Origin of the sequence: Dactylosporangium salmoneum, from assembly GCF_039532525.1 — a bacterium.
Classification (GTDB): domain Bacteria; phylum Actinomycetota; class Actinomycetes; order Mycobacteriales; family Micromonosporaceae; genus Dactylosporangium; species Dactylosporangium salmoneum.
The window spans coordinates 61,565-73,622 of record NZ_BAAARV010000100.1; the positions used below are offsets into that span (position 1 = coordinate 61,565).

Annotated in this window: 11 protein-coding genes and 1 pseudogene; all 12 read right to left on the reverse strand. The window is 69.8% G+C overall.

Features of this window, described 5'->3' with window-relative positions:
* Position 1: 1 nt before the first annotated feature.
* Entirely contained in the window at positions 2-301 is a 300-nt protein-coding gene (gene nuoK / locus ABD352_RS48530) for an NADH-quinone oxidoreductase subunit NuoK (protein WP_190254991.1), read from the reverse strand.
* Positions 298-1,077 (reverse strand): NADH-quinone oxidoreductase subunit J, encoded by a 780-nt coding sequence (locus ABD352_RS48535; RefSeq protein ID WP_344619436.1) that lies wholly within the window; start codon positions 1,075-1,077, stop codon positions 298-300. The genes nuoK and ABD352_RS48535 overlap by 4 nt, the downstream gene beginning before the upstream one ends.
* On the reverse strand, positions 1,074-1,622 hold the full coding sequence (nuoI, locus tag ABD352_RS48540; RefSeq protein ID WP_425553948.1) for an NADH-quinone oxidoreductase subunit NuoI: 549 nt from the start codon (positions 1,620-1,622) through the stop codon (positions 1,074-1,076). The genes ABD352_RS48535 and nuoI overlap by 4 nt, the downstream gene beginning before the upstream one ends.
* Position 1,623: 1 nt before the next feature.
* Positions 1,624-2,979 (reverse strand): NADH-quinone oxidoreductase subunit NuoH, encoded by a 1,356-nt coding sequence (gene nuoH, locus ABD352_RS48545; protein WP_344619437.1) that lies wholly within the window; start codon positions 2,977-2,979, stop codon positions 1,624-1,626.
* Positions 2,976-5,444: an NADH-quinone oxidoreductase subunit G gene (locus tag ABD352_RS48550; RefSeq protein WP_344619438.1), complete on the reverse strand. Its 2,469-nt coding sequence runs from the start codon at positions 5,442-5,444 to the stop codon at positions 2,976-2,978. Before ABD352_RS48550 ends, nuoH begins: the two co-directional genes overlap by 4 nt.
* Entirely contained in the window at positions 5,444-6,760 is a 1,317-nt protein-coding gene (gene nuoF / locus ABD352_RS48555; protein WP_344619439.1) for an NADH-quinone oxidoreductase subunit NuoF, read from the reverse strand. Before nuoF ends, ABD352_RS48550 begins: the two co-directional genes overlap by 1 nt.
* 5 nt (positions 6,761-6,765) lie before the next feature.
* A pseudogene (nuoE, locus tag ABD352_RS48560) lies at positions 6,766-7,455 on the reverse strand (NADH-quinone oxidoreductase subunit NuoE); the annotation flags it as partial.
* Positions 7,455-8,771 carry an NADH-quinone oxidoreductase subunit D gene (locus ABD352_RS48565; RefSeq protein ID WP_344619440.1) on the reverse strand — a complete coding sequence of 439 codons (1,317 nt, stop codon included), beginning with the start codon at positions 8,769-8,771 and terminating at the stop codon, positions 7,455-7,457. The pseudogene nuoE and the gene ABD352_RS48565, both read right to left, overlap by 1 nt.
* A complete protein-coding gene (locus ABD352_RS48570) occupies positions 8,768-9,466 on the reverse strand; it encodes an NADH-quinone oxidoreductase subunit C (protein ID WP_425553949.1) in 699 nt (232 codons plus the stop codon). The genes ABD352_RS48565 and ABD352_RS48570 overlap by 4 nt, the downstream gene beginning before the upstream one ends.
* Positions 9,463-10,134: a NuoB/complex I 20 kDa subunit family protein gene (locus ABD352_RS48575; RefSeq protein WP_344619441.1), complete on the reverse strand. Its 672-nt coding sequence runs from the start codon at positions 10,132-10,134 to the stop codon at positions 9,463-9,465. The genes ABD352_RS48570 and ABD352_RS48575 overlap by 4 nt, the downstream gene beginning before the upstream one ends.
* Positions 10,135-10,137: 3 nt before the next feature.
* A complete protein-coding gene (locus ABD352_RS48580; RefSeq protein ID WP_344619442.1) occupies positions 10,138-10,503 on the reverse strand; it encodes an NADH-quinone oxidoreductase subunit A in 366 nt (121 codons plus the stop codon).
* 147 nt (positions 10,504-10,650) lie between these two features.
* Positions 10,651-11,916, reverse strand: coding sequence for a geranylgeranyl reductase family protein (locus ABD352_RS48585; RefSeq protein WP_425553952.1), 1,266 nt, complete (start codon positions 11,914-11,916; stop codon positions 10,651-10,653).
* Positions 11,917-12,058: the final 142 nt, after the last annotated feature.

Sequence of the window (12,058 nt, forward strand, 5' to 3'; positions counted from 1 at the left end):
TTTAGTACTTCAGCAGGTTCGCGTCGTCGACGCTTGCCGAGCGCCGAGTCCGGAAGATCGACATGATGATCGCCAGGCCGACGACGACCTCAGCCGCCGCCACGACCATGACGAAGAACGCCATGATCTGCCCGTCGAGCGTGCCGTTGATCCGGCTGAACGTGACCAGCGCGAGGTTGGCCGCGTTCAGCATCAACTCGATGCACATGAACAGCACGATGGCGTTGCGGCGGATGAGTACGCCCACCGCGCCGATCGTGAACAGGATCGCCGCGAGGACGATGTAGTACGTCGGTGTCACTTCTCGGTCCCCTTCGGTGCGACGTCAGCGGACGTCAACTCCCGGGTCGGCAGGATCTTGGAGATGCTGCGGTCGGACGGCGTGCCGTCGGGCAGCCGGGCCGGCGTGGCCACCGAGTCCGAGCCGGCGAAGACGCCGGGGCCGGGCTTCGGGGCCGGGTAGTTGCCGGGCCGGAACCGGGCCAGCATCTGCTCCGGCTGGCTGACCTTGTCTTCCTTGCGCTTCTCGACGTGCGCCAGGATCATCGCGCCGACGGCGGCGGTGATCAGCAGCGCCGAGGTGACCTCGAAGACCCAGACGTACCGGGTGAACAGCAGCCGGGAGATGCCGATGACGTTGCCGGCCGCGTTGGCCTCGCTCAGGCCCTTCGGGCTGACGTCGCCGAGCGCCCGGTAGAGGCCGATGCCCAGCAGCAGCGCCAGGCCGATGCCCAGCAGGCTGGCCGCCATCCGCTGCCCGCGCAGGGTCTCGATCAGCGAGTCCGAGGAGTCGCGACCGACCAGCATCAGCACGAACAGGAACAGCATCATGATCGCGCCGGTGTAGACGATGATCTGCACCATGCCGATGAACGGGCCGGCCTGGAGGATGTAGAACACGCCCAGGGACAGCATCGTGATGATCAGCGACAGTGCCGAGTGCACGGCGTTGCGGGCCCAGACCATGCCGATGGCGCCGAGAACGGCGAGTGGGGCCAGGATCCAGAAGGTGACGGCCTCACCGCCCTTCACGTCGCCGGCCGAGGCCAGCGTGTGCACCGCCAGGTCAGTGGTCACGAGTGGACCCCCTTGTACCGCTCGGCCCCCGCGGAAGTGCCGGGGTTCTCCAGCGAGCCGACGTAGTAGTCCTTCTCGGTGTCGCCCAGGCGCATGTCGTGCGGCGGGCGCTCCATCCCCGGCAGCAGCGGCGCGAGCAGCTGCTCCTTGGTGAAGATCAGGTCGCGGCGGTTGTCGCGGGCCAGCTCATACTCGTTGCTCATGGTGAGCGAGCGGGTCGGGCAGGCCTCGATGCACAGCCCGCAGAAGATGCAGCGGGCGTAGTTGATCTGGTACGTCTGGGCGTAGCGCTCACCGGGCGAGAACCGCTCGTCCTCGGTGTTGTCCGCGCCCTCGACGTAGATCGCGTCAGCGGGGCAGGCCCAAGCGCACAGCTCGCAGCCGATGCACTTCTCCAGCCCGTCCGGCCAGCGGTTGAGAATGTGCCGGCCGTGGTACCGCGGGGCGGGCGGCTTGCGCTGCTCCGGGTACTCCTCGGTGACCACCTTCTTGAACATGTGCGAGAAGGTGACCCCGAAGCCCTTCAGGGTTCCACCAATAGACACGTCAGCTCTCCTTGCCGGTCGGGACGGTTTCCCGCTCGACGATCACGCGCTTGGCCCGCGGGCTGGGCGGCACCTCGAGGTTCAGCGGCGGCAACGGGAAGCCCTTCTCGCCGCCGACGCGGCCGCCCGGGTCCACCGGCGTCGACTCCGCCACCGGGGCGCGGCGCGCCCGCTGCAGGCCGACCAGCACGATCACCAGCAGCAGCAGCGCGCCGATGCCGACCCACACGCCCGTCTTGGTGCCGGCGCTCAGCTCGTTGTGCCCCGTCACGAGCCGGACGCCGGACAGCGTCAGGATCCAGACCAGGTTGGCCGGGATGAGCACCTTCCAGCCGAAGCGCATGAACTGGTCGTAGCGCAGCCGGGGCAGGGTGCCGCGGAGCCAGACGAACACGAACAGCAGCAGCAGCACCTTGATGGTGAACCACAGCACGGGCCACCATCCGTGGTTCGCGCCGTCCCAGAGGGAGATCGGCCACGGGGCGCGCCAGCCGCCGAGGAACAGCGTGGTGCACAGGCCCGAGACGGTGACCATGTTGACGTACTCGGCCAGGAAGAACAGCGCGAACTTCAGCGACGAGTACTCGGTGTGGAAGCCACCGACCAGCTCGGACTCGGCCTCGGGGAGGTCGAACGGCGCGCGGTTGGTCTCGCCGACCGCCGACGTGAAGTAGATCAGGAAGCTGGGCAGCAGCAGGATGGCGTACCAGGCCGGGAGGTCCCAGTGCATGCCGAGGAACTCGGCGCTGCCGTTGCCCGCCTGGGCCGCCACGATCTGCGAGGTCGACATCGAGCCGGACACCATGAAGACCGAGACGATCGAGAGGCCCATCGCGACCTCGTAGGAGATCATCTGGGCGCTCGAGCGAAGACCGCCGAGCAGCGGGTACGTCGAGCCGGAGGCCCAGCCGCCCAGCACCACGCCGTAGATGCCCATCGAGGAGCAGGCCAGCACCAGCAGGACCGCCACCGGGATATCGGTGAGCTGCAGCGGCGTGTGGGTGCCGAAGATCGACACCGACGGGCCGAACGGGATGACCGAGAAGGCGGTGAACGCGGTGACGGTCGAGACGACCGGCGCGAAGAAGAACACCACCTTGTCCGCCAGCCGCGGCATGATGTCTTCCTTGAAGGCCAGCTTCAGGCCGTCGGCCAGCGACTGCAGCAGGCCGAAGGGGCCGTTGCGGTTCGGGCCGGGGCGAACCTGCATCCGGGCGACGACCCGGCGCTCGTACCAGATGGCGAAGAGCGTCATGACGACCAGGAACGCGAAGATCACGATGACCTTCGCGAGCACCAGCCACCAGGGGTCCTTGCCGAACTGGTCCAGGTTGCCGTACGCGGCGAGAGGCGTCATTTTGCGCTACCCCCAGTGCTGATCTCGACCAGCGCGCCCTCGGTGACGCCGAGCGTGCGGCGCAGGGTCGAGCCCGGTGAGTTCGTCGGGATCCACACAACCCCGTCGACCATGTCGGTGACGAGCGCCGGCAGGGTGATCGCACCCCGCTCGGTGCCGACGGTTACCGCGTCCCCGTCCACCACGCCCAGGTCGGCCGCGGTGCTCTTGGAGAGCCGGACCACGGCGGGGCGGGCGGTGCCGGCCAGGTGGCCGTCGCCGTCCTGCAGCGAGCCGCCGTCGATCAGGTGGTGCCAGGAGGCGAGGACCGCCTGCCCGCGGCCCGGCTGGACCGGCTCGCCCGGGGCGACGTCCGGCGCCGTGCCGCGCACGATGCTCGGGTTGCCCGCGCCGATCGTGCCGGTCGAGACCGTGCCCGGCAGCGGCAGCTGCGCGAGCGCCGCCAGCTGCGCGCGGACCGCGGCCACGTCGCCGACGCCGAGCTGGACGCCGAGCTCGCGGCCCAGCGCGTCGAGCACGCGGGCGTCGCTCATGGCCTGGGTCTTCAGCACCGTGCCGAACGGGCGGACCCGGCCCTCCCAGTTGACGTAGGAGCCGGCCTTCTCGACCGCCGGGGCGATCGGCAGGACCACGTCGGCCCGCTTGGACACCGCGCTCATCCGCAGCTCGAGGCTGACCAGGAAGCCGACGTTGTCGAGGGCCTCCTCGGCGGCGGTCGGGTCGGCCAGGTCGGCCGGGTCGACGCCGCCGACGACCAGCGCGCCGAGCCGGCCCTCGCGGGCGGCGGCGACGATGCCGTCGGTGTCGCGGCCCGAGGCGCTGGGCAGCACGCCCGCATCGAGCGACCAGGCGATGGCGACCTCGCTGCGCGCGGCCGGGTCGAAGACCTGGCGGCCGCCGGGGAGCAGGGTCGGCAGGACGCCGGCCTCGACCGCGCCCCGGTCGCCGGCCCGGCGCGGCACCCAGGCCAGCCGGGCGCCGGTGGACTCGGCCAGCCGGGCCGCGGCGGACAGGCCGCCGGGCACGCTCGCCAGCCGCTCGCCGACGAAGAGGATCGCGCCCTCGGCCGAGAGCGCCTCGCGCAGCTGCTCGGACTGGCCGAGCACCTCCGCCTCGGCGCCCGGCGCGGTCAGCAGGACGGTCGCGCCGATCTTGGCGAAGCCGCGGCTCACGAACGGGGCCACCGCGAAGCTCGGCAGGGCCCGCTTGAGGTACGCCTTGCGGGTCCTCAGGAAGATGATCGGGCACTCTTCCTCGGGCTCCAGCCCGACGAAGACCACCGCGGGGGCCCGCTCGATGTCCGCGTAGGTCACCTCGGTCCGCCCGACGACGTGGGAGCCGAGGAACTCGGTCTCCTCCGCCGACAGCGGCCGGGCGCGGAAGTCGATGTCGTTGGTCTCCAGCGCCACCCGGGCGAACTTGGAGTACGCGTAGGCGTCCTCGACGGTCAGCCGGCCGCCGGCCAGGACCCCGACGCCGCCGTTGGCCTTCGCCGCGGCGAGCCCCTCGGCCGCCACCGTCAGCGCCTCCGGCCAGCTGGCCGTGCGCAGCTCACCGGTCTTGCGGTCGCGCACCAGCGGGGTGGTGAGGCGGTCGGTGGCCGTGACGTACTGGAACGCGAAGCGCCCCTTGTCGCAGTTCCACTCCTCGTTCACCGCCGGGTCGTCGCCGGCGAGGCGGCGCATGACCTTGCCCCGGCGGTGGTCGGCCCGCTGGTCGCAGCCGGCGGCGCAGTGCTCGCAGGTGCTGGGCGTGGAGACCAGGTCGAAGGGGCGGGCGCGGAAGCGGTACTGCGAGCTGGTCAGCGCGCCGACCGGGCAGATCTGGATGGTGTTGCCGGAGAAGTAGCTGTTGAACGGCGCGTCCGACTCAGGCGAGTCGGGGTCGCCGCGGAAGACGCCGATCTGCTCGTTGGACGAGCGCTCCATCAGGTCGATGAACTTGTCGCCGGCGATCTCGTCGGAGAAGCGGGTGCAGCGCTGGCACAGCACGCAGCGCTCGCGGTCGAGCAGCACCTGGGTGCTGATCGGCAGCGGCTTGGGGTACTCCCGCTTGTGCTCCACGAACCGGGACTCGGCCTGCCCGTTGCTCATCGCCTGGTTCTGCAGGGGGCACTCGCCGCCCTTGTCGCAGACCGGGCAGTCGAGCGGGTGGTTGATCAGGAGGAACTCCATGATGCCCTCTTGGGCCTTCTTGGCCACGTCGGAGGTCACCTGGGTCTTGACCACCATGCCCTCGGCCACCGGCTGGGTGCACGAGGCGACCGGCTTGCGCTGGCCCTCGACGTCGACCAGGCACTGGCGGCAGGCGCCGGCCGGGGCCAGCAGCGGGTGGTCGCAGAAGCGCGGGATGGAGATGCCGATCTGCTCGGCGGCCCGGATGACGAGCGTGCCCTTGGGCACCTCCACCTCGACGCCGTCGATCGTCAGCTTGACGAGATCGACCTTCGGTGCAACGTCGGTCATCAGTGGGCTCCTACGAGCTCGCCGTGGAACATCGGCGCCTTGCGGCCCTCGATGTAGTCCAGGTAGTCCTGCTTGAAGTACTTGATCGAGGACGTCACCGGGCTGGTCGCACCGTCGCCGAGCGCGCAGAACGAGCGGCCCAGCAGGTTGTCGCACGCATCCAGCAGCGTCTCGAGGTCCTGGTGGGTGCCCTGACCGGCCAGGATGCGGTGCAGGATGCGGACCATCCAGTAGTTGCCCTCGCGGCACGGCGTGCACTTGCCGCAGGACTCGTGGTGGTAGAACGCGATCCAGCGGTAGGTGGCGTAGACGACGTCGTCGAGGTCGGAGAAGACCTGCACCGCCGTGGTGCCGAGCATCGTGCCGGCGCCCGCCATGCCCTCGAAGTCCATCGGCGTGTCGAGGTGCTCGTCGGTGAGCAGCGGCGTCGAGGAGCCACCCGGCGTCCAGAACTTCAGCGTGTGGCCGGGCTGCATCCCGCCCGCCAGGTCGATGAGCTGGCGGAGCGTGACGCCGAGGCCGCACTCGTACTGCCCGGGGTGGTTCACCCGGCCGGAGATCGAGTAGATCTTCGGGCCGGGCGACTTCTCCGTGCCCATGCTGCGGAACCACGCCGAGCCGCCGAGCACGATGTACGGCACGCTGGCGATCGTCTCGACGTTGTTGACGACCGTGGGCGAGGCGTAGAGGCCGTGCGTCGCCGGGAAGGGCGGCCGGAGCCGGGGCTGGCCGCGGTAGCCCTCCAGCGAGTCGAGCAGCGCGGTCTCCTCGCCGCAGATGTACGCGCCCGCGCCGCTGTGCACGACCAGGTCCAGGGAGAAGCCGCTGCCGAGGATGTTCTCGCCGAGGTACCCCTTGGCGTAGGCCTGCTGGACAGCCGCGCGCAGCCGGCGGGCCGCGTGCACCGCCTCGCCGCGGATGTAGATCGCGGCGAAGTTGGCGCGGATGGCGTACGAGGCGATGATGACGCCCTCGACCAGCGCGTGCGGGTCGGCCATCATCAGCGGCAGGTCCTTGCAGGTGCCCGGCTCGCCCTCGTCGGCGTTGACCACGAGGTAGTGCGGCTTGCCGTCGTTCTGCGGGATGAAGCCCCACTTCATGCCGGTCGGGAAGCCGGCGCCGCCGCGGCCGCGCAGGCCCGAGTCCTTGACCAGCTGGATGAGGTCGTCCGGGTGGGCCTTGAGCGCCTTGCGCAGCGCCGTGTAGCCGTCGAGCCGCTCGTACACGTCGATCTTCCACGCGTCCGGCGACAGCCAGCGCTTGGTCAGCACCGGCGTGAGCTTCGACAGCGACTCCTGCGAGGGCTGGTACGTCATGACTTCGCCTCGTCCTTCTTGGCGATGGGCGTCTCCGGGTCGAAGCCCGGCACCGCGATCCCGAAGCGCTCGGCCAGGCGGTTACCGGAGAGCGTCGGCTCCCCGGCCGGCCCGTCGGCGATGACGTCGTCGCCCCGGTCGTCGGCGAAGCCCGCGAGCTGCACCGCCATCTCCTTGAGCGTGCAGAGCCGGGTGCCGCGGGTGGGCTGCGGCCGGTCACCGTTCTGCAGCTGCTTGACCAGCGACAGCGCGGTCTCGTCGGTCACCTGGTCGAAGAACTCGTAGTTGACCGTCATGACCGGCGCGTAGTCGCAGGCCGCGAGGCACTCGGCGTGCTCGAGGGTGATCTTGCCGTCGGCCGTCGTCTCGTCGTGCCCGACCCCGAGGTACTCGCTCAGGGCCTGGTAGGCCTTGTCGCCACCGAGCACGCCGCACATCGTGTTCGTGCAGACGCTCACCAGCCAGTCGCCGGTCGGCTTGCGCTTGTACATGGTGTAGAACGTCGCGACCGCGCCCACCTGGGCCTTGGTGATCCCCAGGATCTCGGCGCAGAAGGCGACGCCGTCCGGGGACACGTAACCCTCCTCCGACTGCACCAGGTGCAGCAGCGGCAGGAGCGCGGAGCGCGAGCGGCCCTCGGGGTAGCGCGCGATGATCTGCTGCGCGCGCTCGCGCGTGACCTCACTGAACACCATTAACGATCACACCCACCCATGACGGGGTCGAGCGAGGCGCCGCCAACGATGACGTCGGCCAGCAGGCCGCCCTCCGCCATCGCCGGGATCGCCTGCAGGTTGACGAAGCTGGGCTCCCGGTAGTGCACCCGGAACGGGCGCGTGCCACCGTCGGAGATCGCGTGCACGCCGAGCTCGCCGCGGGGCGCCTCGATCGGCACGTAGACCTGGCCGGCCGGCACCCGGAAGCCCTCGGTCACCAGCTTGAAGTGGTGGATCAGGGCCTCCATCGACTGGCCCATGATCTTCGCGACGTGCTCCAGGGAGTTGCCCAGGCCGTCGCCGCCCACCGCGAGCTGCGCGGGCCACGAGATCTTCTTGTCGGCGATCATGATCGGACCCGGCTCCAGCCGGTCCATCGCCTGCTGAACGATCCGCAGCGACTGGCGCATCTCGTTGAGCCGGACCTTGTAGCGGCCCCAGGCGTCGCCGGTCGGCTCCGTGGGGACCTCGAAGTCGTAGGTCTCGTAGTCGCAGTACGGCTGCTGCTTGCGGATGTCCCAGCCGAGCCCGGCCGAGCGCAGCACCGGCCCGGTGATGCCCAGGGCCAGGCACCCGGTCGCGTCGAGTACCGCGACGCCCTGCGTCCGCTCGCGCCAGATCGTGTTGCCGGAGAGCAGGTCCTCGTACATGTCGATGCGGTCGGGCATCCAGCCGAGCAGCTCGCGGATCTTGACGATCGCCTCGTCCGTGAGGTCCTGGGCCAGGCCGCCCGGGCGGACGTACGCCATGTTCATCCGCAGGCCGGAGACCATCTCGAAGATGTCGAGGATGTACTCGCGCTCGCGGAACCCGTAGATCATCATCGACAGGGCGCCGAGCTCCATGCCGGTCGTGGCGAGCCAGACCAGGTGGGACGAGATCCGGTTGAGCTCCATCATGAGCACGCGGATCGTCTTGGCGCGCTGGGTGATCTGGTCCTCGATGCCGAGGAGCTTCTCCACCGCCATGCAGTAGCCGGCCTCGTTGAAGATCGGCGCCAGGTAGTCCATGCGGGTCACGAACGTGGTGCCCTGGGTCCAGTTGCGGAACTCCAGGTTCTTCTCGATGCCCGTGTGGAGGTACCCGATGACGGTCCTCGCCTCGATGACGGTCTCGCCCTCGAGCTCGAGGACCAGGCGGAGCACGCCGTGCGTGGACGGGTGCTGCGGGCCCATGTTGACGACGATGCGCTCTTCGGAGCCGGCCTCGTTGACAACCGAGTCCCAGTCCCCGCCGGTGACGGTGAAGACCCGGCCCTCGGTGGTCTCGCGGGAGGCCGCGTAATCGGTGGTCACTGGTAACTCCTCCGCTGGTCCGGCGGCGGGATCTCCGCACCCTTGTACTCGACCGGGACGCCGCCGAGCGGGTAGTCCTTCCGCTGCGGGAAGCCCTCCCAGTCGTCCGGCATCAGGATCCGGGTCAGGTTCGGGTGGCCGTCGAAGATGATGCCGAACATGTCGTACGTCTCCCGCTCCTGCCAGTCGGCGGTCGGGTAGATCTGCGTGACGCTCGGCAGGTGCGGGTCCTCGACGGTGACCGCGCACTCGAGGCGGACCCGGCGGCGGAAGGTCATCGAGGTCAGGTGGTAGACCGCGTGCAGCCGACGGCCGTCGGAGCCCAGGTAGTCCACGCCGGACACCGAGGAGCACAGCTCGAAGCGCAGCGCCGCGTCGTCCCGCATCGCCTGGCAGACCTCGGCGATGCGCTCCGGCACGATGTGCAGCGTGAGCTCGCCGCGGTCGACCACGATCCGCTCGATCGCGTCGTTGAAGCCCGGGTAGGCCTCCTCCAGCGCGTCGACGACCTCGTCGAACTCGCCGCCGAACGGGCGCGGGGAGTCGAGCTCGGCCGCGCGCCGGCGGCGCAGGCCGCCGAAGCCCGAGGTGTCGCCGGTGCCCTGCACGCCGAACATGCCGCGCCCGGCCCCGCCCGACGGCGGCGTCTGGGCGGGGGCGCCGAGCTCGGCGCCGACCGGCTCTACTTCAGTCACTTCGATCCTCCGGACAGGTTCGCCCGCTCTTCCATCCACTTCTGGATGCGCAGCTGCTCTTCGCGACCCGAGGCGGCGGCCTTGGTCCACTCGGCGCGCTTGGCCTTGTCGAAGCGGTAGCTCGACGGCATCGCGCCCGGGGCCACCACCGGCGCGCCCTCGCGCTCGACCCGCGCCTCGATCATGCGGCGGCGCCGGTCACCCAGCGGCTCGGCCATGACCTTGTCGTGCAGGCGCAGGATGGCGTCGATGAGCATCTCCGGCCGCGGCGGGCAGCCCGGCAGGTACATGTCCACGGGGACGATGTGGTCCACGCCCTGGACGATCGCGTAGTTGTTGAACATGCCGCCGCTGGAGGCGCAGACGCCCATGGAGAGCACCCACTTGGGCTCCGGCATCTGGTCGTAGATCTGGCGCAGGACCGGGGCCATCTTCTGGCTCACCCGGCCGGCGACGATCATCAGGTCGGCCTGGCGGGGGCTGGCCCGGAAGACCTCCATGCCGAAGCGCGCCAGGTCGTAGCGCGCGGCGCCGGTCGCCATCATCTCGATGGCGCAGCAGGCCAGGCCGAAGGTGGCCGGCCAGAAGCTGGCTTTGCGCGACCAGTTCACCAGCTTCTCGACGGTCGTCAGCAGGACGCCGGTCGGTACCTTTTCCTCGATGCCCATGGCTCAGTCCCAATCCAGCCCGCCGCGGCGCCACACGTAGGCGAACGCGACGAACACGGTGACGATGAACAGCACCATCTCCACGAACCCGAAGAGGCCGAGCGCGTCGTAGTTCACGGCCCACGGGTACAGGAAGATGATCTCGATGTCGAAGACGATGAACAGCATCGCGGTCAGGTAGAACTTGACCGGGAAGCGGCCCCCGCCGACGGGCTGCGGGGTGGGCTCGATGCCGCACTCGTAGGCGTCCAGCTTGGCCTTGTTGAAGCGGCGCGGCCCCACGAAGGGCGCGACCGCGACCGAGAACAAGGCGAACGCGGCGGCGAGGGCGAAGAGCCCGATAATCGGTACGTACGGCGCGAGCGACATCGTGCTGCTCCGTCCTTTCGGCGAGCCCATGAGGCAGTCAGCCCCGGGGGACCACTCAAGCTGTATGCGGTTTAACACTATTCGGTAATGCCTGGACGGCTTCGTCCGGGGGACCCCAAATGTGGCTTTGGCCAGTGCCTTTAATGATCAGGCGGCTGGCGCCAGCCGGGTCATCGCGTTGATCACGCGGTCCATCGCGTCGCCGCCCCGCGGGTCGGTGAGGTTGGCGAGGAGCTTCAGCACGAACCGCATGAGGGTTGGGTGTGGCATGCCGTGCTTCGTGGCGATCCGCATGACCTGCGGATTGCCGATGAGCTTCACGAACACGTTCCCGAGCCGGTAGTAACCGCCGTAGCGGGCCTTGAGCTCGGTGGGGTAGTTGGCGAGCACCCGCTCGCGCGCGGTGCCCTGCGGGCGGGCCATCGCCTGGACGGCGATCTCCGCCGCCAGCTCGCCGGACTCCATGGCGTAGGCGATCCCCTCACCATTGAAGGGGTTGACCATGCCACCGGTGTCGCCGACGAGCAGCACGCCCCGGGAGTAGTGCGGCACCCGGTTGAAGCCCATCGGCAGCGCCGCACCCTGGGCCTTGCCGTCGGCATTGGCCGGGTCGGACAGGCCCCAGTCGGCCGGCGTGTTGTCCAGCCAGTCGGCGAGCAGCGTCTTGTAGTTGGTCTTGCCGTAGGCGACGCTGCTGTTCAGCACGCCCAGGCCGACGTTGACGCGGCCGTCGCCGAGGCCGAAGATCCAGCCGTAGCCCGGCAGGAGGTTGTCGCCGGACTCCCGGCTGCGCAGCTCGAGCCAGGACTCCAGGTAGTCGTCGTCGTGGCGGGTCTCGCTGCGGAAGTACTGCCGTACCGCCACGCCCATCGGCCGGTCGTCGCGCTTGGCGATGCCCAGCGCGAGGGCGAGCCGGCCGGACACTCCGTCGGCGGCGATGGTCAGCGGCGCGCGGAACTCCAGCGGCGCCTTGTCGGGCCCGGTCGCGGTGACCCCGACGACCCGCCCGGTGCGGTCCAGGATCGGCCCGGTGACGTTCGTCCCGCACCGCAGCACGGCGCCCGCGTCGGTCGCGGCGGTGGCGAGCATCTGGTCGAAGTCCATCCGGGTCCGGGTCAGCCCGTAGTCCGGGAAGCTGGCGAGGTCGGGCCAGTCCAGCTCGAGGCGCACCCCGCCGCCGATGACGCGCAGGCCGCGGTTGCGCAGCCAGCCCTTCTCCTCGGTGGTGTCGATGCCCATCTTGATCAGCTGCTTGACCGCGCGGGGCGTCAGCCCGTCGCCGCACACCTTCTCGCGCGGGAACTCGGTCTTCTCCAGCAGCAGGACCTGCAGCCCGTGGCGGGCCAGATGGAACGCCGTGGCGGAACCGCCAGGCCCGGCGCCGACGACGATGACATCCGCGTCTTTCCTGATGTCGGTCACGTCTGTCACCCCCTTCTGGCCACTCATTCTGCGTTCGTGAAAGTCTTCACAAAGTCATCCGTGGAGCAGTCTAGAACCGTGAACAGCCCCACTGTCGGTAAGGCGACCCTAATTTTTCACCCGGTCGGTCACC

Excerpts from the sequence above, each read along its gene's own strand:
- nuoH (WP_344619437.1), bottom strand. The coding sequence starts at position 2,979 with ATGACGCCTCTCGCCGCGTACGGCAACCTGGACCAGTTCGGCAAGGAC.
- ABD352_RS48550 (WP_344619438.1), bottom strand. The coding sequence starts at position 5,444 with ATGACCGACGTTGCACCGAAGGTCGATCTCGTCAAGCTGACGATCGAC.
- nuoF (WP_344619439.1), bottom strand. The coding sequence starts at position 6,760 with ATGACGTACCAGCCCTCGCAGGAGTCGCTGTCGAAGCTCACGCCGGTG.
- ABD352_RS48575 (WP_344619441.1), bottom strand. The coding sequence starts at position 10,134 with ATGGGCATCGAGGAAAAGGTACCGACCGGCGTCCTGCTGACGACCGTC.
- ABD352_RS48580 (WP_344619442.1), bottom strand. The coding sequence starts at position 10,503 with ATGTCGCTCGCGCCGTACGTACCGATTATCGGGCTCTTCGCCCTCGCC.